General features: G+C 41.9%; 17 protein-coding genes. 4 read left to right on the top strand and 13 right to left on the bottom strand.

From position 1 onward, the window contains the following. Positions 1 to 29: 29 nt before the first annotated feature. From CLV82_RS01370 to CLV82_RS14675, 13 genes are all read right to left on the bottom strand, one after another. Complete coding sequence (locus CLV82_RS01370; RefSeq protein ID WP_133642514.1) at positions 30 to 2,459, bottom strand: multicopper oxidase domain-containing protein; 2,430 nt, start codon at positions 2,457 to 2,459, stop codon at positions 30 to 32. A gap of 70 nt (positions 2,460 to 2,529) precedes the next feature. After that, positions 2,530 to 3,096: a helix-turn-helix domain-containing protein gene (locus CLV82_RS01365; RefSeq protein WP_133642513.1), complete on the bottom strand. Its 567-nt coding sequence runs from the start codon at positions 3,094 to 3,096 to the stop codon at positions 2,530 to 2,532. A gap of 2 nt (positions 3,097 to 3,098) precedes the next feature. Next, positions 3,099 to 4,316: a TolC family protein gene (locus CLV82_RS01360; RefSeq protein ID WP_133642512.1), complete on the bottom strand. Its 1,218-nt coding sequence runs from the start codon at positions 4,314 to 4,316 to the stop codon at positions 3,099 to 3,101. Further along, positions 4,313 to 8,065: an efflux RND transporter permease subunit gene (locus CLV82_RS01355; protein WP_133642511.1), complete on the bottom strand. Its 3,753-nt coding sequence runs from the start codon at positions 8,063 to 8,065 to the stop codon at positions 4,313 to 4,315. The genes CLV82_RS01360 and CLV82_RS01355 overlap by 4 nt, the downstream gene beginning before the upstream one ends. A gap of 108 nt (positions 8,066 to 8,173) precedes the next feature. Continuing rightward, positions 8,174 to 8,593 carry an HYC_CC_PP family protein gene (locus tag CLV82_RS01350; RefSeq protein ID WP_133642510.1) on the bottom strand — a complete coding sequence of 140 codons (420 nt, stop codon included), beginning with the start codon at positions 8,591 to 8,593 and terminating at the stop codon, positions 8,174 to 8,176. Between the two features lie 81 nt (positions 8,594 to 8,674). After that, entirely contained in the window at positions 8,675 to 9,787 is a 1,113-nt protein-coding gene (locus tag CLV82_RS01345; RefSeq protein WP_133642509.1) for a DUF4238 domain-containing protein, read from the bottom strand. Positions 9,788 to 9,798: 11 nt separating this feature from the next. Next, positions 9,799 to 10,509: a hypothetical protein gene (locus CLV82_RS01340; RefSeq protein WP_133642508.1), complete on the bottom strand. Its 711-nt coding sequence runs from the start codon at positions 10,507 to 10,509 to the stop codon at positions 9,799 to 9,801. Between the two features lie 7 nt (positions 10,510 to 10,516). After that, the gene (locus CLV82_RS01335) at positions 10,517 to 11,293 is read right to left on the bottom strand and encodes a hypothetical protein (RefSeq protein ID WP_133642507.1); all 777 of its coding nucleotides are present in this window, start codon (positions 11,291 to 11,293) and stop codon (positions 10,517 to 10,519) included. Between the two features lie 3 nt (positions 11,294 to 11,296). Then, positions 11,297 to 12,202 (bottom strand): hypothetical protein, encoded by a 906-nt coding sequence (locus tag CLV82_RS01330; protein ID WP_133642506.1) that lies wholly within the window; start codon positions 12,200 to 12,202, stop codon positions 11,297 to 11,299. A gap of 92 nt (positions 12,203 to 12,294) precedes the next feature. Then, positions 12,295 to 13,506 (bottom strand): site-specific integrase, encoded by a 1,212-nt coding sequence (locus tag CLV82_RS01325; RefSeq protein WP_133642505.1) that lies wholly within the window; start codon positions 13,504 to 13,506, stop codon positions 12,295 to 12,297. Between the two features lie 570 nt (positions 13,507 to 14,076). Beyond that, positions 14,077 to 14,679 carry an SUMF1/EgtB/PvdO family nonheme iron enzyme gene (locus tag CLV82_RS01320; RefSeq protein WP_133642504.1) on the bottom strand — a complete coding sequence of 201 codons (603 nt, stop codon included), beginning with the start codon at positions 14,677 to 14,679 and terminating at the stop codon, positions 14,077 to 14,079. A gap of 1 nt (position 14,680) precedes the next feature. Next, positions 14,681 to 15,949, bottom strand: a complete 1,269-nt coding sequence (locus CLV82_RS01315) for an MFS transporter (RefSeq protein WP_133642503.1) — start codon at positions 15,947 to 15,949, stop codon at positions 14,681 to 14,683. Positions 15,950 to 16,120: 171 nt separating this feature from the next. After that, positions 16,121 to 16,294 carry a hypothetical protein gene (locus CLV82_RS14675; RefSeq protein ID WP_166636652.1) on the bottom strand — a complete coding sequence of 58 codons (174 nt, stop codon included), beginning with the start codon at positions 16,292 to 16,294 and terminating at the stop codon, positions 16,121 to 16,123. Between the two features lie 107 nt (positions 16,295 to 16,401). Between CLV82_RS14675 and CLV82_RS14670 the strand changes: the two genes are divergently transcribed. From CLV82_RS14670 to CLV82_RS01300, 4 genes are all read left to right on the top strand, one after another. Continuing rightward, positions 16,402 to 16,572 (top strand): DUF6747 family protein, encoded by a 171-nt coding sequence (locus CLV82_RS14670; RefSeq protein ID WP_166636651.1) that lies wholly within the window; start codon positions 16,402 to 16,404, stop codon positions 16,570 to 16,572. A gap of 98 nt (positions 16,573 to 16,670) precedes the next feature. Then, positions 16,671 to 17,258 carry a fasciclin domain-containing protein gene (locus CLV82_RS01310; RefSeq protein ID WP_133642502.1) on the top strand — a complete coding sequence of 196 codons (588 nt, stop codon included), beginning with the start codon at positions 16,671 to 16,673 and terminating at the stop codon, positions 17,256 to 17,258. A gap of 148 nt (positions 17,259 to 17,406) precedes the next feature. Continuing rightward, the gene (locus CLV82_RS01305; protein ID WP_133642501.1) at positions 17,407 to 18,621 is read left to right on the top strand and encodes a DNA polymerase Y family protein; all 1,215 of its coding nucleotides are present in this window, start codon (positions 17,407 to 17,409) and stop codon (positions 18,619 to 18,621) included. A gap of 8 nt (positions 18,622 to 18,629) precedes the next feature. Further along, entirely contained in the window at positions 18,630 to 21,641 is a 3,012-nt protein-coding gene (locus CLV82_RS01300) for a DNA polymerase III subunit alpha (RefSeq protein WP_133642500.1), read from the top strand. Positions 21,642 to 21,751 lie beyond the last annotated feature (110 nt).

Below are 21,751 nucleotides of genomic sequence, written 5' to 3'. Positions count from 1 at the left end.
TTTGTTATTTATTTAAGTTAATAATTGTTCTAAAATCTTAATGAGAGTCCACCACCAGCGCCAAAGCGGTTGTCATAGCTTCCCATTAATGAGAAGTCACGGCTCAATACGTATTCAAGTCCAACTTGCCACGTGGTTTCTTCTTCAAAGTCCTGACCTTCGGGTAATTTGCCGTCCCAGCCAAAGTCCATCTGGTATTCATACTCGCCATAAATTCCAAGGTGGGGAAAAATCATAAAGCCCGTACTAAAACTTATCTGTGGACGCAGTTTGCTGTCAATTCTGAAATCTGAATTAATGAGCAATGGCATTAACCATCGTACACCAGCAATGGCGGTTGTGTTTATTTCTTCAAGGCTGTCCTCACCTTCATTCTCTACATTTACACCACCAAAAACTCGGAAGTAATCATTGAGATAGCGCTCGTAGGTAAACTCGGCTTCCAGATTTTTGTTCCATCCATATTCGCCCCTTAGCGCAAATTGATTTCTGATATTTGTTGCAGTAGCGTAAAGCTCGGTCATATGACTTGCAGCCGTGATTTCGCCCCAAGTGAATATGTGGTCTGCTTCGTTGGTAAGGTTAGTAAGTGGGTAGCCTTCTAATCGTTCGTCACGAGGTGTATCGTAACTGAAAACCCTTGCCATACCGCTCATCATATGATAAAGGATGTGACAATGGAAAAACCAATCACCAGTTTCATCAGCGGCAAACTCAAATACGACTTTTTGCATTGGTGCCACGTTAACAGTATGCTTTAGTGGTGAATACTCACCGTTCTCGTTCAATACTCTAAAGAAGTGGCCGTGCAAGTGCATAGGGTGGTGCATCATCGTGAGATTGTTAAGTGTGATACGCACGACTTCGCCTTGCTCGATTTTTATCTTATCTGTTTCTGAAAGGGGCACACCGTTGATAGACCAGACGTAGCGGTTCATATTTCCTGTAAGGTTGAAAAGCATTTCCTTTACGGGCTTATCGTTTTCAAATTCGGTAGGTTCTTTAGCCCTTAAGTAGTTGTAATTGAACTCGGGATTACCACCCGTTTTCATATTATCGCCTACCACTTTATCTTTTGGCACCATATATCCCATTTTCATTTCGCCCATATCCATACCGCCATCCATTTTCATATTGGCCTTGCCTTTGTTCATCTTCATTTCTGACTTGGACATTTTCATTTTATCATTCTTCATATCCATTTTTGAATGGTCCATTTTATTGTGAGCCATCTTGGTAGAATCCATTTCCATTTCACCCTTTTTCATATTATCATCCATCATAGACATACTATTCATCTGCATTCCGCCCATATCCATTTTGTACTTTTCCATTACTTGAATGGAATCGTTTTTTGAAGGATTAAATTTTGAAGCAGGTGCGCCCATCTTCATACCCATAGACATCATTTGCTTCATATTCTTTATAAGATTAGGTTCTGGAACTACAGGTGCTTCCAGTACATTTCCAGTTCCTATAAATGCCGAAGCTTCGCCAGAACCATCCTGTGCCGTAGCTCTTACTTGAAGTTTTCCACTTTCTGGAATCGTCACTATAAAATCATAGGTTTCGGCAACGCCAATCAAAGTTTTGTTATGTTCTACTGGAACCACATCAAGTCCATCGGCAGATACGAGCATTGGGTCTTCGCCACCAAATGTGAGCCAGAAATAAGACGCTGCGGCTGCGTTTACAAATCGAAGCCTCACGCGCTCGCCGGGCTGAAAATCTGGATATTCCTGTGAAGTACCACCATTGATAAAAAACTTGTCAAAATAATTATCTGAAATAGCCATATCTGGCATACGTTGCCACGCCATCTTTAACTTGGCACCTACTGCGCCTTGGGCAATTAATTTATCCAGACTTTGAACCTGACCTTTTTTAATTAAATACCACTCATTGCCACGCTTCAAATTTTTAAGTTGAGATTGTGGATTTTCATCTACCCAATCCGAAAGCACTAAGACCAAATCTTTGTCATATTCTAAATCGGTTTCCTTTGGATTTATCTGTAATGAACCATACACCCCACGTTGTTCCTGTAACCCAGTATGGGAATGATACCAATAGGTTCCAGATTGTTTCAATGCAAACTTGTATTGAAAGGTTTCCCCTGGACGGATAGGTGGTGTGGTCAAATACGGTACGCCATCGTGGAAATTAGGTAATATCATCCCGTGCCAATGGACAGATGTTTCCACATCCATTTTATTGGTAACGTTGATAATGGCAAACTCACCTTCATTAAACTCAAGATTGGGACCAGGTATTCCACCGTTTATGGTCATTGCCTGCACATCCTTCCCCGTAAAGTTTACGGTTTCATAATCTATGGTTAGGTCATAAATCCGTTCTGGCCAGTTGTCAACATTTTCTTCAGTTTCATTCGCTACCAATTGGGCTTTTGCACCAAAAGTGATAAGCATTGTTAGAAGTAATGTGATTTTATATTTCATAGTTCTTAATTTTATTTGGATAAAATTACCACTGTAAATCAACAGCTTGTGTCATAATTTTGGTTGTTATCTACATAATTTTGTCCAATGTATTCCTAAAATTTTTCTGTTGGGATTTATAAGCTGTTAGGCTCATTCCCGTTTCGCTTTTGAACTGGCCACTTAAATGATTGATATGGCTATAATCAAGCAACTGTGCCATTTCTGTAAAGTTGAGTTCCTTGGCCTGTACCAGTTCCTTTACCTTTTCTATTTTCAATTTGATGAAGTACTTCTCGATGGTAATGCCTTCGGTAATTGAAAAGACCTTACTGATTTTGGAATACTCGTGACCTAATGCATCTGCTAAGTGAGCGGATAATTTCTTATCGAGTTCCAAAGGCAATTCTTGCAATGCCTTTATCAGTTCTACCTTGACCTGCTCTGTGAGTTTTTCTTCGGTACTGCCAATTAGGGAAAATCCATTACTTTCAAGTAAAGTTTTCAATTTTTCGATTTCATCATCGCTCTCGATATCGAGACGCAAACGACCCAATTCGATTTGTAACAATTCGATATTTTGTTTATCCAGTCCATCCCTTAAAACCTTGATGCATCTATCACATACCATATTCTTTATGTAAAAATCCTTGACCATAATTAGTTGATTAAATAGTTAATAATGGCCGATTGTACATAGTACATTTGCACCGACTCGATTTGATTCATCTGAAACTTCAACTGCAATTCCTGAATGTCCAGCACATCATTAAAATCGATAGTGCCAGTTTCATAATTTTTTACCAGAATTTCTTCGGCATCCTGCGCTTGTTTCAGGTTGCGGTCTTGTGTGTCGTATGCAATGCGCGCTTGGTTACGTTGTGATTGTGCTTTCGCGAAAGCGGATTCCAGCACATTCAATCGCTGTTCCCGTTGGGTCTCTATTTCTTGCTGTCGCAGTTCGTTTTGCTTTGAAATGGATTTGTAACGGTTGTTGAAAATGGGGATTGAAACCGAAACCATAGGCATCAACACATCTTTCCCATTATCGCTGAAGTTGACATCGCTACGTTCCGTTACGGGCAGGTAGTCTACACCAAAACCAATCATAGGCAAACTCTCACGTTGGTTGAGCAGTTCGGATTGTGCTACAGATTCATAGAGTTTGTCATATTTGAGCAGTTCGGGATTGAGCGATAGCGCTTCATTGTTGTAAAATGGGTCTTCCTGCGGAATTTCCATTTCTGGAACGACGATAACCGTCATCATCGAATCACGGTTGAGCAGATTGTTAAAAGCCGTTTGTTCTGCTGTAAATTCTTCTTCCAGCACTTTCTTTTGTTGGTGTAATTCATTTTGTCTAATCTGAAGTCGCAACACATCTACGGCACTCGCTTTGCCCACTTCTACAGATGTGAGTGCAAGTCGTTCGTAGGTTTCCAGTAGTTGTATGTTTTCATCCAGTACGGCTTGCTTGGCACGTATGGAATATAAACGATAATAGGATTGTGCAACCGAAAGTGCGAGCTTGCGCTTTGCAATCGTGATATCCACATATTCGGCATCTGCCATTGCGGTGGCATAATTTTCACGAGCGGTAATGGTACCAAACCACGGCAACATCTGTTTTACGCCTATTCGTGCACGTTGCGCACCGACTCTGGTTTCAGGCTCACTCACAAAATAGCCGGCACTCACTTCGGTATTTGGAATCCAGTTGGCTTCATTTACCTTTTCTTCGGCAATATTATAGCGCAGTTCAAAGGCTTGAATTTCTGGATTGTTCGCTTCGGCTTCCTTAATGTAGGATTGTAATTGTTGCGCTTTCGCGAAAGCGGAAACAAACAAGAACACCAGTATATATTTTAATTTCTTCATCTGTTTGCTTTTTTAAGTTGGTATTCCTTTTTCCAGCTATATAAGACTGGCAGTAGGAAATAGGACGTAACATCGATTATCATTCCGCCAAAAATGGGTATCGCCATCGGTATCATTATATCGCTTCCCTTGCCTGTGGATGTAAGTACGGGAAGTAGTGCCAGTACCGTAGTTACAGTAGTCATCAAACACGGACGAATACGTTTACCTGCGGCTTCCAAAGTGGCGAGACGAATGCCCTTTTTATTGTCTGGTTCGTTGCTTTTGAAAGATTGGTCTAAATAGGTGGCCATTACCACGCCATCATCCGTAGCAATACCAAATAGGGCGATAAAACCTACCCAAACGGCTACACTTAAATTGATGGTTTTCATATTGAACAAATCCCGCAGATTTTCGCCAAAAAAGCCGAAATTGAAAAACCAATCTTGTCCGTATAGCCATATCATTATAAAGCCACCAGCAAAGGCCACGGCGATTGCGGTAAACACCATAAGCGATGTGGAAACCGACCTGAATTGGAAATACAAAATCAAGAAAATAACCAGCAAACAAAGCGGTACGACAACCGATAGCGTTTTTTCTGCTCGTAACTGATTTTCATAGGTTCCCGTAAAGCGATAGCTCACGCCTTGTGGTACGACCAGCGAACCGTTATCAATATTTTCTTGAATTAAGGCTTGGGCATTTTCCACCACATCTACTTCGGCAAAGCCATCGAGTTTATCAAACAGCACATAGCCAATTAGAAAAGTATCTTCACTCTTAATGACCTGTGGTCCTTGCTCGTATCGAATTTCAACCAATTCGCCCAGCGGTACGGGACTTCCTTTTTCAACAGGAACATAGATATTATGCAAGTCGTCTGGATTTGCCCGCAATTCTCGTGGATAGCGAACCCGAACGGCATAACGCTCACGACCTTCCACGGTTTGCGTTAGTGGCATACCGCCCACGGCCACTTGAAGGATTTCCTGCACGTCCATTATGGACACCCCATATCGAGCCAATTGGTCTCGCTTAATATCGATGAGCAAGTAGGGTTTGCCCACGATACGGTCTGCAAAGACAGCTTGTTCTTTAACGCCTTCGGCTTGTTTCAAGATGTCTTCCAGTTGCAGTCCAAAATTTTCTATGGACTTTAAATCCGGACCTTTTACCTTGATGCCCATAGGCGCACGCATTCCCGTTTGTAGCATTACCAAACGTGTTTCGATGGGTTGCAACTTGGGTGCAGATGTCACGCCTGGTAGTTTGGTTACTCGAACTATCTCGTTCCAAATATCATCTGGACTCTCGATGTCTGGTCGCCAATTTCGGTAGTACTCGCCATCTTCATCTTCAATCAAGTCTTCGCGTGTGGCAGTAGTTTTTAGCGATATTTCGTCATAGTTGGCATCTTCATCTATCTCGTTGTTCGGATTGATAATGAATTTGTCGTTCTTCAGTACAAACAATCCATCATCATTGACTTTATAGCGTTGTCGTTGGCCAGATGCATTGCGCATATATTCAGATTTATACTGAATGACATTCTCATACATTGAAAGTGGTGCTGGGTCGAGTGCGCTTTCCGTTCTTCCAGCTTTTCCCACCACAGTTTCAATCTCTGGGATGCTTGCCACCGCCATATCCAGCTGTTGCAATACACGTTTGTTTTCTTCAACGCCTGCGTGCGGTAAGGATGTGGGCATCAATAAGAATGAACCTTCATTGAGTGCTGGCATAAATTCCTTACCTGTGTTGCGCATAATGATGATGCCCAACGTGAGCACCGTAGCCGGAATGATTAAGAACAGATATCGGTTCTGAAGTGCCCATCGCAAAATACGCGCATAGTATATCCTAAAAATCGAGAACACACCGAGCAGTCCAAAACAGATGATGGAAACAAATATCAGGTTCATAACAATGCTTCGGTCAAAGCCTAATGGTCGCCAGTATTCTGCTAATAAAACTACGATAGCAATAGATGAAATGATGATGTCAAGCAGGTTTTTGCGCTTTTGCGAAAGCGTACCGCGCATCTTTAAAAATGATGTGATGGCAAAGGCGATTAGAATTAGTCCTAACCAAAAGCCGTAAACGATGGCGAGAATTCCCAATAAAACAAGTGCGCCATTGATGACGTACTGTGTCCGTTCACGCAAATTCGTCTTACGGAAAAGGAATGCCGCAATGGGTGGAATGAGAAACAGCGCAATAATGAGCGATGCCGTGAGTGCCATTGTTTTAGTAAAGGCGAGCGGGCGGAATAGTTTACCTTCAGCACCTATCATTGTGAATACTGGTAGGAAACTGATTATGGTCGTTAAAACTGCCGTAAGGATAGCGCCGGAAACTTCGGCAGTTGCGTTGTAGATGATTTCGTTTGTGGTGTATTCTTTACCGTTTTCATTAAGGCGTAACTTTTCATCTTCCAAGTGCCGTATCATATTTTCGGCGAGTATCACGCCCACGTCCACCATTGTACCGATGGCAATGGCAATACCTGAAAGTGCGACGATATTTGCATCTACATTAAAGAGCTTCATCGTGATGAAAACCATCAAAACGGCTACGGGTAACAACCCTGAAATAAGGATGGATGCACGCAGATTGAAAACCATTATAATAATGACCAAAATGGTAATTAGGATTTCCAAAGTGAGTGCTTCATTGAGCGTTCCCAGCGTTTCTTGTATGAGTTCTGTCCGGTCATAAAATGGTACAATGGTAACTTGCGAAATGCGACCATCTGATAAAGTTTTTGTGGGAAGTCCAGAGCTTATTTCGGCAATTTGCGCCTTGACATTATTGATAACTTCCAACGGATTTGCACCGTAGCGAGCGACTACGACACCACCTACGACTTCGGCCCCTTCCTTATCGAGAATACCACGTCTGGTAGCAGGCCCCAAATGGACGTTAGCCACATCTTTGATGCGGATGGAAGTGAAATTTTCAGAATCTACAACTGCATTTTCAATATCTGCTATGGACTTGACGTAACCCAATCCGCGTACGAGGTATTCGGCTTGATTGATTTCGAGAGTCTGTGCCCCTATATCTTGATTGCTCTGTTTGACGGCTTTAACCACATCGCCCATACTCACATTGTACTGGCGCATTTTTTCTGGGTCAATGTCCACTTGGTATTCCTGAACATAGCCACCAATGGAAGCTACTTCAGAAACACCACTTGCCGATGACAATCCATATTTCACATAGTAATCCTGTATGCTACGCAATTCCTGTAAATCCCATCCGCCAGTTACGTTGCCGTCTTTATCACGACCTTCCAGCGTGTACCAAAAAATCTGTCCCAGACCTGTGGCATCTGGCCCAAGAGATGGATTGACACCATCGGGCAAAAGGTTTGCAGGAAGTGAGTTCAGTTTTTCCAGTATGCGACTGCGCGACCAATAGAACTCGATGTCTTCTTCAAAAATGATGTAGATGCTGGAAAATCCAAACATCGAAGAACTACGAATAGTTTTTACGCCTGGAATACCAAGAAGGGAAGTGGTAAGCGGATATGTGATTTGGTCTTCAATATCCTGTGGCGAGCGACCTTGCCACTTGGTAAAAACAATTTGTTGGTTCTCGCCAATATCAGGTATGGCATCAACGGCAACTGGGTCTGTGGGCAAAAAGCCTGTTTCCCAATTAAAGGGTGCGTTGACGATGCCCCAACCCACAAATAGGGCGAGTAGTAGAACGGCAACAAGTTTGTTTTCTATGAGAAATTTAATGCTCTTATTTAGCATAGCATTTGATTATTAGATAATTGGAATTACGTGTTGCAGAATATGGCAAACACGAGTTTTAGCCCACGACAGCGTAGCTGTTGGGCTTCATTCTGAAAATCTAATAAATCAAATTAAGAAAGTCTGGTGCAGCACTTGCACATCCCGTTTGACAAAGGGTCGCGGGTAATCGTTGAAAGGAACTTCTTCAGATTCGGTTACTTCAAATAAGTTTATATAAGAATAGGTAAAAGCAGCGACGAACGTTTGCTGCTCGAAAGAAAGTGTGTCAAAAGATATTTTAAGGTCGTCTTTGCCTTCCTTTACAATTTGTTGGTCAGTACAACAAGATTTCTCAGTCATTTTAGGATTCTCACAAGTTTTGGTAGGTTGCGCTTTTTCCATTCCGCAACCTTCAGCTTTTGAGAATAAACTGAAATCGACCAAATTGTCCCCACAATAATGCATATCCACAGTAAATGACATAGTAGAGAACATCACTACAAAGGCCATCGAAATGGATAATATTTTATGGAAAGCCTGTTTCATCGTTGCAAAATTACAAAAATTTAACAGTTTTTATTGGGATTAACAGAAATTTAATTTTCTCATTAAGTTTATAGACAACAATTATTTCCAATGTCCAGTTGCAATTAAAAGCCTTTTCATCTTAATGAGTTGGTCTTCATCTTTGAAATATTTATGGTTAAGCATCTTTTTAAGCTGACCAATTGTTTCAGTCGAAGTTAATCCCGTCTTTTCACAAATTTGATGAAACTTTTGAAGTTCCTCTAACTTAAATTTTGCCTTTTCAACAAATTGTTCGCCATTTTCAGATTCTTCATAACTTGATTGAATTTCGAAATGTTTTTCTATTGTTCCTGGCTTTCCAATTATCAACTTCTCAGCATTACTCTGAATGATAGCGTTGGTCGTAAACACATAATCCCTATCGTGAACCATTCTATGAATTATAGTTTGACCATCAGCAATGCTGTTCGGAAAGATTTCCAAATAATATTGAGTATCTAACGGTAAAGTTATTACTGAGTCAGGATTGAAAAGGCCTTCGAATCGCGTTGATTTTATACCACGTATAGATACTGGATTATCGCAGGTAATCAATGGTGCATCTTTATCATTAATTCGATGGACATTTATCGTGCAATCATATTTAAAGTCCACAAACTCTTTCCATTTCTCTAAGTGCTGCACCAAGAATTTAATCCTGTTTCGCTCTTTAAATTCTTGTCTAACTTTATCTATATCCTTTATATTGAACTCGTGTCTTTCTTCTTCAAACGTAAATTTCACCTCGCCATTTTCGTCTGCATACAGTAGCATTCTATCTAAAATTTGGTCAGTAAAGGCATTTTGATGATTAAGAAATCTTGGTGTTCTAAAGTAAAGAGATAGACATACGTATAATACCTGTTTCTTTTGCTCAGGGGTCAATATTTTCACACTTTCATCAACAAGTAGTCTATATATTTTGGGAAATTCTGAATCTACGTGTTCGGCGTAATGGTGTTCTAAATCGTATTTCCTATCAACTTCAGCATTCGGAATTGTGTAAAGATTTTTTTTGAAACAGATACTTTTCGTGCTAATCTTTTCAAGTAGCAAATCGTCTTCAAGTCTATAAGCATCTACTAAATAGTTGCCCTTTTTGGCTTCGACACCAAAATTTTTTAGGTAGGAACGTGGTATGTAGTGTTGTTTGATGGGTTCGTTTTTTGCCATATCTTAAATATTTAATTGTACAGTCCAGGAATATATGTTTTAGGTGTAAGAAAAGGAATTGATAATCTCGCTTGAACGGTTTGATTAAAATTAAAATTTTTGAAATCTGTTATTTCGTAAAAATCGTTTCGTGTGGGTTCAGAATCTAAAGCATAAACAACACCAAATGGTGGGAAGGTAATTTCACCAAGATGATGAAACCCTTTTTCGGTTCTTGCCATTCCCCAGCCATTTCTAACTTGTTTTGTAATGGTGTGGTAAACAAATACTCTCAAGCTATCTGGAAGCGCCCTTGAATCCTTATCCAAAATAAAATCCGCAAGCCCTTCTAAATTTAAAAGTTGGTCGCTTGTATCTATCGCCATAAACATTGCTAAAATCTGTTTGAGAATGTTTAGTGGCTGTAAGGCATATTCAAAAGTAATATCTTTTGATGCCAAAATTCTATGTGTCAGCGCCATCATTCCCATATAGGCGAATTTCTTGTAGCTGTCCCCATAGTAACTACCTGTGAGATTGTTACAAGATTTGCATAAGTAATATCCACCTGCACCTTGATTACTTCGAATTTTTTTACCGTATAGAAAACTTTTTTTGTCGTGAAGATGGACGGACTTTTGAAAGAATACAGGGTTAGAATTGAAGGCACTTTGTGGCGGAACGTGCTCGAACGTCAATTTTGCATACTTACCGCAGATTCTGCAAATTCCTACTTTCTTCAACTAATACTTAGTAATTAAGATTTTTAATTTTCTCAGTTAAACCATCACATTGAATTCTTTCTTTGGCTTCTCGTTCAATCCTTAAACCCAGACCTTTCGTCTGGTTAATATGGTTTGATGTAAGTTGATTGACATAGGCATAGATTATTCCAACTTCCGTATTCATTTTTGTGTTCCAGTCGAAATCATACAGTTCTTTCAATTCTTCAGTTGGTGTTGTTCTAAAGACGAAATTTGGATTTTTATAGTGTCTGCCATCGTCCAGCAATATGACCATAAGAAAGACCCTACTAAAACCTATGTTTATGTAACCATCTGCTTGCTTTGTCCCTTTTTTCTGAACGCTTGTAATCTTGTTGATTTTTGGCGGTTGATTTTCTAAGGATTCTGATTTTACTATTTTACATTCTATGCCAACTGCATTGCTTTCATTGCCTTCTTTGTAAAGAAGGATGTCAATGTCGCCAGGTTTCTTTTTAGGTTCTGTTATTGGTTCTTTCACGCCACAATGATGGATGACAGAGGATGATGAAAATAGATTTTTGAAAAGTATATGTTTAAAGTCGGCATTGCTCATCAACCAATTAATAACATCGTCTTCATTTTCAAAGGTTCTGGTCACGCTTGCACCAGGCTGAGGATTATTCACAAAAAATGAAATTTTTGATGCACCTGTAATAGGTTGTCTATCTGAAATAACAAATTGTGTAACCTCGTATTCAGGCGGTGGTTCTTTTTGAATGAAAGTCCTAATTGTTTTTTTGAGTCTCGCCAGTATTTTCATAAATTAGAATGGCAATATTTGGTCGGTAAATTGCTTGAATATCTCGCTGGCAAGTGTTTTGTTTAAAGCCCTTGCAGCAATTAAATCCCCGAGTTTTGACTTTAACAATTGCCCGAAAGATTTCTTACTTAGCTTGGGAATATCATCTCGTAGCTCATCAAATTCATCAAAAATGATTTGCTGGCCAATTCCCAATTTTTCGACTTCTTTTAGAACACCCTCAATAAGTGCTTTTAACTCTTCATCAGAACTACTAATTTTCGTGTAGTCTGTAACTTGCGCTTTTCTTGACTGTTCTATTGCATACTTTCCTTCCAGCGTAAGTCTGGCGCCTGTATCTTTTGTAGTAATAGTATCAATAAGATTTCTGTTTTCAAGCATTTTGGCATAATCCCAATCTTCGCCGTGATTGTTCAACTTTATACCATTGCCTTCCAGAATCCATTTGATAGAATGATATAATCTGTCATCATAAAGCTCATAGAGTTTGCTAAGAATGAGGTCGAGCCTACCTTCGGTGTCAAGATTCTTGCGTTCTTCTAAATTAATTTCTTCAGCTCTTATTATTGCATCGGAAATGAATAGCATTTTCAAGTAGTAGTCAAGACCATTGATTTCATCTTTTAGGTCTTGAATTATGTTTTTAATCCTTTGGTCAATACCTAATTTCAAGCCAGTATTATAACCTCTTTGGGCTTTGAATTCATATCTAAAGTTTGTATGTTCAGGTTCAAAGGAAGTTTTTACATAGTCTATGACCTCATTTTCCCAACGTTGCTTTTCTTCCTTTAGGCTTTCTAAATCATTTTCAGTTCTTGAAGACCTATATTTTTCGACCAGAGCTTCGCCTTTAGCTTTCTGTTCTTCAATTTTATTTTTAAAATCTATCCATTTGACCTTTAAAACCATACGCAAAAAGTTTAGCTTGTAAAGGTAGAAGAATGAAGTTCTAAAATGTTAAAATTTCTATTTAAGATGTTCACAGCTGGTAAACAATTTGCCTAAAAATTGACAACGCTGTCCAAAGCATCATCTGCATCTTTATGGATGAAATTGGCTTGATATTTTATTGTAGTAGTAACGGATGAATGCCTGTAAAGTTTTTGAAGCATTTTAATAGGAATTTTGTCTTCTGAGATATGGCCAAAGCTGTGTCGAGCTATATGCATAGTTACCTTTTTGGTAATTTTTGCTTTCTTGGCGACCCCAACCAAATATTTATTGAACTTTTTAGTAGCCGTTTTGGTCTTGGCATAGACATCTTTCGCATCTTTTAAATCTGCCTTTTTCATTTCGGGAAAAACGAAATCGTCATTGTCCCGTTTTTCAGATTTGTAATATTCCAATATAGGGAAGACTTTTTCTGGTATTTTGAGAGATAGTAATTTGGAATTTTTATTCATACGGTAGTGAAGTCTATCATCATAAATATCTGACCATCTAATTTTCAGCAAATCGGCAGCTCTGATACCTGCAAAATAGAAACTGAATAACCATACGTTTCGTGCGTGAGTTTCATTTTCAGTAAGATTTTTAGCAGATTCAAACGACTTTATTTCTTTCTTGGTCAATCCTATTTTTTCAGTTTCAGGGAATTTTATCCTAATCTTACCTGAGCCAAATGGATAAAATTTTCTATCAACAACACCCATTTTTATCGCTCTGTTGTATATTGTTCTTATAACAACAAGATTATTAACTATCGACCTTTCAGAGAGATTTAATTTTTTCAAATAAATCTTAAATTTTCTCAAAAAGGCTTCGTCTATTTCTTGAAAGGTCAACTGCTTTGACTTATTAAAGTTTATTACGTGGTTAACACGAGCCTTATCGGTAGACAGTTGAGAGAGCTTTTTATTGGATTCAAGTTCGGAAAGAAAATCTCTTGCAACTTCATAAAAAGTACTCGATTTTGACTCTGAATAGAGTGCTTCTTTTATTTGATTTGCAGAGAAATCTTTTTTATCTGACTGTAAATCTATTAGTGTTTTATTGGCCTCTAATAGCTTGGTGGAAATCAAATTATTTAATCTGTTAGCATTAGTATGGGATTTCCTAACACGTAAGTTCTTCTCATCCCAATCTTTTAAATCTATGTAATGACCAACATAGTGATATGTTGAGCGACGGTTCTTGGTTATGCGGATTGCCAAAGGATAAAGCCCTTCTTTATTTGGTTTCTTTCTTATAACTACTTTTGCATTTGAGGCCATACCATTGAATTTTAGATTATAAAGATAATCAATTTTGGTACAACATAGGTACAACATTTATTGATTTTAAATCATATTAAATGAAATCAATTAATATTAAATATTTATTAATCAGTTGATTATAAGTATATTTAGCTAAATTTACCATCAAATACGCTGGATTCAAAATCCAGTTCTTTCGGGAGTGTGGGTTCGATTCCCACCCGAGGTACAAATACCCTATTCATCAACAATGGATAGGGTTTTTTTATGGTTTTCAGGAACTGGTAGACCTGCCTGCTTGAAATAGTGCTACATGAAACGTGGGATCATTCCCGCCAGAAGTACATTCGCAAGGAACTTAACCGGCCCTTTGATAAGCATTATCTGAATAGATATTCTGAAAAATGAAACGGATACGGGGAAGGTTTTTCATAGCAATTGATTTCCCTTAGCTCTGTAGGCCCGTATCCGTGCCGGGCACTAAATTATATAAAATGTTTAATAAATAATTTAAAAAATTAAACATTAAAGAATGTTTAACAGTACCCGGGGCTCTGCTCCGGCACCCTGGAGATCAGGGTGCATTGTTTACTCCATAGTCATTACGCTAAAACCAATATGGATGTTTCCGGTTTCAAGATCTACGTAAAATTCTCTTTCGGGGCGGGTTCCGTGGCAGGTGTTCTCTGAACAGAAAATGGAACCGCCCGCTAATCTTACCTGGCTGTTTTTAGTAGTGCTCGTAATATCCCAGACATTTCCGATGATATTCACTGTTCCAGCAGGGGAAACTGGTCCCTTCTGATCTGAAATAATTGGGCGCTTATCTTCTTTTACCAGTTCCCAGTATTCCCGGTATGAAGGAAGTCGTACCCCGGCCCATTCACAATATGCTTTTGCATCGTTGTAACTTACCTGCGTGACCGGCATTTCCAGGGAGGCGGGGCGTGATCCATCCGGCAATCTCCAATTGGCGTCTTCAACGACCTTATACCCAAACACACTGGTTTGCACTACGGACCATCCATATTTTTCAGCATCCGAAACATACCCCGTGTCTTCCACAAATGCGGTAAAATCCTGTACAGTCACCGGCTGAAGGGAAGGGGTATGGCCACAGGACCCCAGCAGGGACAGCAGGGCGCCCAGGAATAACGGCATAAACTTACAGTTGGATCTGAAGCGGGACATATTAATCGAGTTTAGCGTTTTCCTCCATATCTTCCCTAAGGTCGAGTTTCCGGAAGGTAGGGAAAGCCAGGCCGGTGGTGATCACGGTAGCGACCGTCATGCAACCCCCAAAGACCACCGCAGTTACGGTGCCCATTAGTTTAGCGGTTAGTCCGCTTTCAAATGCACCCAGCTCATTCGATGAACCAACAAACATTGAATTAACCGAGGCTACTCGCCCCCGCATGTGATCCGGTGTCTTGAGCTGTAAGATGGTCTGCCGGATGATCATGGAAATTCCATCTGTCGCCCCGCTCATAAATAGCGCAAAAACGGATAGCCAGAACCAGGTGGAGAGCCCGAATACGATGATGCTCAACCCGAATCCGAATATGGCCACCAGTAATTTCATTCCGGCTTTCCGGTCCAGGGGGAAATAAGCCGAAGTGAACATGATGAGGAAGGCACCAACCGCCGGGGCAGCCCTCAGTATCCCGAATCCTTCGGCCCCGACCTTCAGGATATCCTGGGCGAAAATAGGTAAAAGGGCAACGGCCCCACCAAATAATACAGCAATCATGTCCAAGGTAATAGCGCCCAGTATCACCTTAGTATTCCATACGAACCTGATGCCCTCGCGCAGACTTTTGCGCATAGGTTCCCCGATTTTAGGATTGAGAATTGGTTTTTTAGGAATTTGGACCAGAAGCAGGAAAGCGATCATAGAACAGGCAGCGATAAGGCACATAGACCAGTGGACCCCAATCAAACTGATGGCAAACCCGGCCACAGCCGGTCCTATTACAGCACCCATCTGCCAGACAGAACTACTCCAGGTAGCAGCGTTGGGATAGAATTTTTTTGGAATAAGCAGGGAAAACAAGGCGAAGATCGTGGGCCCCAGGAAAGCCCGGACAATTCCGCCCAGGAAAACAAGGAAATAAATGGAGTACAGCACAAGGTTTTGTGAAAGCCCCTGGGTGATTTTTGGCCAGGTCAGCAGGAACAGCCCCACGCTGATCACTGAAAACCCAAGGATGCATTTTTGCAATAATCCTTTCTTTTCTTTCTGGTCAACCACGTGACCTGCCACCAGTGCCAGGGAAACCGCAGGGATTACTTCTACAAGCCCGATGATACCAAGGGATAAAGGGTTTTTGGTAAGACTGTACACTTCCCATTCAATCACCACGAATTGCATGGTCCATGCGAATACCATAGCAAATCTTACTCCCAGAAAAATGTTAAACTCCCTGAACCTCAGGGCTGCATAAGGATCATTTTTTCCCATATAGGCAATTAAAGGCGTAAAAATAAGCAACGGAACGACTGCTTGCGCATTTCATCCTGTTTTTAGATGCCGTTCACCGATAAACTTGGTATATATCAGGAAGTATAACCAGATTTGTTGCAGTAGGATTGAGAACCCCCACTGAAAATGAAAACGACTATCTTCCAATTTTTATCCCAGCTCAGCAGTTCTATTAGTATTGAATTTGTAAGCTTTCTGGCCATCCTTGGTTACATTGCTGCTGTGATCCTGGTAATTCTGTTTCGCTAAAAAAACAAGCTGATCGAAACTTTGAAGGGTAAACTCCTGTTTTCCCTGCTCTCCCTGTCTCTTATCCGGTTGCATTTGCCAATCTTGCCATTTATCCGTTTTTCTGTACGCTTAATCAAATAAACCTTTCCACAGGTAGGTAATGGATCCTGTTTTGTTGTTATAGCTAAAAATCTATAATTATGAAAACGATGTTACTTATTAAGGAGATATATATAGAGGGGTTCAGGAACCTGGGACATTTCCTGGTAACCCATTATTTCAAATTTTTCGCCTGGTTCAGTTTTATCATGTACCTGGTTGCGGTCTATGCCTTTGTTTTCAGAGTGAGTACCGGCTTCGCTTTTGACTGAATCTGAATGTTAAATTTTTCATAAGGGTTGTTTTAATAAAACCCCCGGGAACCACTTTCCGTAAGTGGGGGTGTAACAATAAAAACAATTCTATCATTATGAAACTCATCAACATTTTAAGTAAAGCTTCAGTACTCGCAATTTTCTTCATCGGAAGTTCCCTGCTCGCCCAGCAGGATAATATGAGTATGAAACAAGAAACAACCAAAATGGTCGGCGGTGCAGCCATGTACCCCAGTAAGGACATCATCGCTAATGCTGTTAACTCCAAAGATCATACTACCCTCGTCGCTGCTGTTAAAGCTGCCGGTTTAGTAGAGACTTTACAGGGCTCCGGACCTTTTACGGTGTTTGCTCCTTCCAATAAAGCTTTTGATAAATTACCCGAAGGTACAGTGGCTACCTTATTAGAGCCGGAAAATAAAGAAAAACTGCGAGGGGTGCTTACTTACCACGTACTGGCAGGAAAATACAGCGCAGCGGATATTGTTTCAGCTATTGAGAAAGGTATGGGGAAAGCAGAGTTCACCACGGTGAACGGTGCAAAACTCAGCGCCATGTTGAAAGGTAAAAATGTAATGCTGATGGATGCAAACGGCAATAATGCTAAAGTGACCATTGCTGATGTGAACCAATCTAATGGAGTGATCCACGTGGTGGATACAGTAGTACTTCCAGGAATGTAATATTTTGTTTAGCCCAGTTAAAAGCCTCCGGAGTTAACCCGGAGGCTTTTTTTTTTTCTGTGGGCCGGTTTGTCTACTTAACTTTAACATGGATATTTTCCATAAAATTGGAAATATTCCATAAATTAGCTGTCCCATTTCTTTGGTTATGCAAAAGACAATTTTACACCTGGATCTGGATACATTTTTTGTGTCCGTAGAGCGATTGCTTCACAGCGAGTTACGCAATAAGCCTTTATTGGTAGGAGGTACCAGTGATCGGGGGGTAGTAGCGGCCTGCAGTTACGAGACCCGTGGTTTCGGGGTGCATTCCGGTATGCCGATGAAAATGGCCCGGGAACTTTGTCCCGAGGCGGTGGTCATCAGGGGAAATGCCGGCACTTATACCAAACACTCAGAATTAGTGACAGAGATCATCCGGGAAAAAGTACCGCTTTTTGAAAAATCGAGTATAGATGAGTTCTATGCAGATCTTTCGGGGATGGATCGTTTCTTTGGATGTTACCAGTATGCCTCGGAACTTCGCAAGACCATAACACGTGAAACCGGTCTCCCTATTTCCTTCGGACTTTCTGTAAATAAAGTGGTCTCTAAAGTGGCTACGAATGAAGCCAAACCCAATAACCAGCTGAAGATAGACCTGGGCTATGAAAAACCTTTCCTGGCTCCCCTCTCTATCAAGAAGATTCCCATGGTAGGCGATAAAACCTACCAGACCTTGAGAAACCTGGGAATCCGGCAGGTAAAAACCATACAGGAGATGCCGATGGATATTATGCAGCGGGTACTGGGGGCTAACGGGGAACTCATCTGGAAAAGAGCGAACGGGGTAGATCACAGTCCTGTCATCCCTTTCCATGAAAGGAAGTCGATTTCCACCGAGCGCACCTTTGATAAGGATACCATTGATGTGGTCCGGCTTAAAGGAATACTGGTAGCGATGACAGAGAACCTGGCTTTCCAGTTGCGTAGGGGAGAGAAACTCACTGCCTGTATCTCGGTCAAGATCCGCTATTCGGATTTCAACACCTACTCCAAACAGCTCAGGATTCCTTACACCAGTGCAGACCATATCCTGATTCCCCGGATACTGGAACTTTTTAACACCCTTTATAACAGGCGGCTGTTGGTGAGACTGGTAGGGATCCGTTTTAGTAACCTGGTGCCGGGGAATTACCAGATCAACCTGTTCGAGGATACAGAAGAGGCGCTCAACCTCTACGCAGCCATGGACAAGATCCGCGAACGTTTCGGTGATAAAAGCGTATTGCGCGCTGCCGGTATGGGGGCAAAGACTATCGGGAGGATGCAGAATCCCTTTAATGGGCAACCCCCTGTGGTATTGGCACACCGGAAACAATAACTCCTGCTATGTACCTGAACTGCCACACATATTACAGCCTCCGCTACGGGACCTTTTCAGAACTGGACTTGTTGCGGTTGGCGAACGAAAACCAGGTAACCCAGCTGGTGCTGACCGATATCAATAATACGTCTGCCGGACTTAATTTCGTCAGGAAAGCCAGGGAATTTGATATACGACCCTTGTTGGGAATTGATTTCAGGAATGGTGTAGATCCTTGTTTCGTGGGGATTGCAAGAAACAATGAAGGATACCGGCAGTTGAACGACTTCCTATCTGCACAGCTGCACAAGGATAAACCTATCCCGTTCCGAGCCCCTGGTTTTTCAGAGGCCTACGTAATTTATCCTTTTGAAAAAGTAGTGCTGAACGAGCAGGATGAATTCCGTGAAAATGAATTTATCGGGGTCTCCGTAAACGATCTGAGACGGTTGCCTTTTTCCCGGCTGAGGGAAAAGAAAGACAAATTGGTGGTATTACAACCGGTGACGTTTCGCAATAAACGCGACTTTAATGCGCACCGCCTGCTCCGCGCTATTGACAATAATGTATTGCTCAGTAAACTTCCCGGGGATGAAGTAGCTGACGAAAATGAGAAGATGTTTCCCATTGCGAACCTGGCAGCGGCTTTCTCTGAATTCCCGCATATCCTGGAAAACACCGATCGGTTGATGCGATCGTGTACTATCCATTTCGATTTTTCCGAAGAGCGTCAACCCCAGAACCAGCAGACCTACCTGGAATCTCGTGAAGCAGATGAAGCCTTGCTGGAAAGACTTTGCAAAGAAGGTCTGCCATATCGTTACCCCCGGGCCGGTAAAACAGTGAGAGCCCGCCTGGAGAAGGAGATGACATTGATAAAGGAAAAAGGTTTTGTCTCTTATTTCCTTATTAACTGGGACATTATCAGCTATGCCAGGAAACGGGGATTTTTTTACGTGGGGCGGGGGAGTGGTGCCAATAGCATCGTGGCCTACCTGCTCCGGATCACGGATGTGGATCCTATCGAGCTCGATCTCTATTTTGAACGTTTTATAAACCTGTACCGGGTAAACCCTCCTGATTTTGATATCGATTTTTCCTGGAGAGACCGGGAAGAAATGACCCGTTATATTTTTGATCGTTTCAGGCATGTGGCACTGTTGGGAACTTATGTCACCTTTAAGCAGCGGGGAATTATACGGGAACTTGGGAAAGTTTTCGGCTTGCCAAAGGCAGAGATCGATCTCCTCAGTGAAGGACATTTTAATATCTCGCAGCTTGATGAGATGTCCCAGCTGGTATTGAAATACGGTTCGCTTATCAAGGATATGCCCAATTACCTGAGCATACATGCGGGGGGCATCCTGATCAGTGAAAAACCCCTGCATTATTTTTCTGCCACCCATTTGCCCCCCAAAGGTTTTCCCACTACCCAGTTTGATATGGTGATCGCGGAAGATGTGGGGCTGTATAAATTTGATATCCTTGCCCAAAGAGGACTTGCGAAGATCAAGGAGGCACTGGAGATTGCCCGGCAGAATCAACCTGAGACAGCATTGCAGGTAGATATCCACGATGTTAAGAGCTTTAAACAAGATCCGGTCATCAACAACCTTATAAAAACGGCCCAGTGCATGGGGTGCTTTTACGTAGAATCGCCTGCTATGCGGATGTTGCTGAAGAAACTGGAAGTAGATACCTACCTGGGTCTGGTCGCGGCCAGTTCTATCATCCGTCCCGGGGTAGCAAAAAGCGGGATGATGCGCGAGTACATACTGCGGCACAGGGATAAGGAACGGGCACAGAAAGAGGCTCATCCCGTAATGTTACAGATCATGCCGGAAACTTACGGGGTGATGGTCTACCAGGAAGACGTGATAAAGGTAGCTCATTATTTTGCGGGATTGAGTCTGGGCGAGGCCGATGTGTTGCGGAGGGGAATGAGCGGTAAATTTCGTTCTCGGGAAGAGTTTCAGAAGGTACAGGATAAGTTCCTTGAGAATTGTCGTAAGAAAGGATACGATGAAACTTTGATCCAGGAGATATGGAAGCAGGTAGCCAGTTTTGCGGGCTATGCTTTTGCCAAAGGCCATTCGGCCTCCTATGCCGTGGAGAGTTACCAGAGTCTTTTTTTACGGGCATACTATCCGCTGGAGTATATGGTGGCTGTGCTCAACAATGGGGGAGGGTTCTACCGCCCGGAGTTTTACGTGCACGAAGCAAAGATGCTGGGAGCTACGGTGCATGCCCCTTGTGTTAATAAGAGCATGGCGGGCGTTTGTATCTACGGAACGGATATTTACCTCGGTTTCATATACCTGAAAGACCTGGAGTCACGTGTTATGAGCCGTATCCTGGCTGCCCGTTCAGAGGAGGGCCCCTTCGGTTCACTGGAAGATTTCCTGGACCGGGTGCCCATTTCCGTGGAGCAGCTAAGTATATTGATCCGGATTGAAGCCTTCCGGTTTACGGGCAAGAATCAACATGAGCTTTTATGGCAGGCCCACCTTTTCCTTTCCAAAGGCCCCCTGCCGGAACACCCTAAGTTATTTCCGCCCCGGCAAAGGGATTTCCGGATCCCCGATCTGCACACCACTGCGCCGGAACTGGCCTTTACCCAGCTGGAATTACTGGGTTTCTGTCTTTGCAGTCCCTTTTCTCTTTTGAAGGATCCCCCGAGGAATGAAAACACTACCCTGGATCTTCCCCGCCACCTGGATCGCCATATTGATATTTATGGCTACCTGGTGGCCGTGAAGAATACCCGTACCCATAAGGGGCAGAAAATGTTCTTTGCTACCCTGGTAGACCGGGAAGGAGCTGTTTTTGACGTGGTTCTTTTCCCTCCCGTAGCCGCTAAATTCTATTTCCGGGGCCGGGGGATCTATCGTATCTATGGAAAAGTGGTCAGTGAGTTCGGGTTTCTGAGTATAGAAGTGGTAAAGATGCTGAAACAGGATTATATCCAGGATCCCCGGTATGCGGAATTGAAAACGGCAAACCGCTTATTACCTTCTCGTGCTAAACCGGAAGATTAATCTTTTTTTATAAGCCTGATTCTTAAGGATTTGTCGGTATTAACTTGTGAATCTGCTATTAAACACTTGCTTGCAGGGCATTAATTTGTGTGATAACGAACATCCGGGAT

This window comes from Zeaxanthinibacter enoshimensis (assembly GCF_004362865.1).
GTDB lineage: Bacteria > Bacteroidota > Bacteroidia > Flavobacteriales > Flavobacteriaceae > Zeaxanthinibacter > Zeaxanthinibacter enoshimensis.
The sequence above is the reverse complement of the archived record's forward strand: the minus strand, read 5'-3'. Positions and strand labels throughout refer to the sequence as shown.